We start from the raw sequence: 723 nt of genomic DNA on the forward strand, positions 1-723 counted from the left end.
AACTCTTTTATCTTTCAGCTTTTCCTTTGCTTGCTATATGCTCCCTTGCAATTTGCCGATTCTTAGTTCTAAACTTTTTTCCTCTTATCATTCCTGACTCTATTTTTTTTATTTCTTTCCGATTTCTAAAACCCTTTTTCTTATAAACCTTATTGCCCTTGCGGGCATATTATTCAAACCCACTTATCCCCCATACCTCACCCCCCTTACCCCCCTCTCCTTTCCCCCAATGAGAAAGAAAAGTAAATGAGATAAGGTTCCCCTTAAATTATCATAATGTTAATAGTCAATTATTTTTTATGAGTTTCCAAAAACTCATTTTTATGACTTAGTAAATCTTTTGTATCTCTAATTTTTAAATTAAGCTTATTTGCTATTCCAAGTAAAATAATTATCTCTTTTTCTGTTGCAACTCCTTTTTCAACTCTTTCCAGTAATTCAAATAAATTTGAAATATAATAAATACTATTATCTATAGTATTTATTACTTTATTTTCAACTACTTCAATGGCTCCTACACAAATCTTACTACAAACTTCTCTTACTAAATCTACTGTAGGTTCTCTCATCTCTGACATAGAATTTTTTGCAGTGTATACGAGGTCAACTGGCATTTCTAGGAAAAGACTTTTTCCTATTTGACAAACTTCTAATCCTTTCATTGCGACTATAGAAAATAAATCTTTAATCATAACATCACCTTCCCAATTAATATTTAACTTC

General features: G+C 30.6%; 1 protein-coding gene. It reads right to left on the minus strand.

Annotation, left to right across the window (positions count from 1 at the left end; genetic code table 11):
• Window positions 1-290: 290 nt before the first annotated feature.
• A partial coding sequence (locus Q3304_RS20780) for a hypothetical protein (protein WP_407815344.1) occupies window positions 291-723 on the minus strand: 433 nt, incomplete at its 5' end.

The sequence above is a fragment of the Clostridioides sp. GD02377 genome, from assembly GCF_045899875.1.
Classification (GTDB): domain Bacteria; phylum Bacillota; class Clostridia; order Peptostreptococcales; family Peptostreptococcaceae; genus Clostridioides; species Clostridioides difficile_A.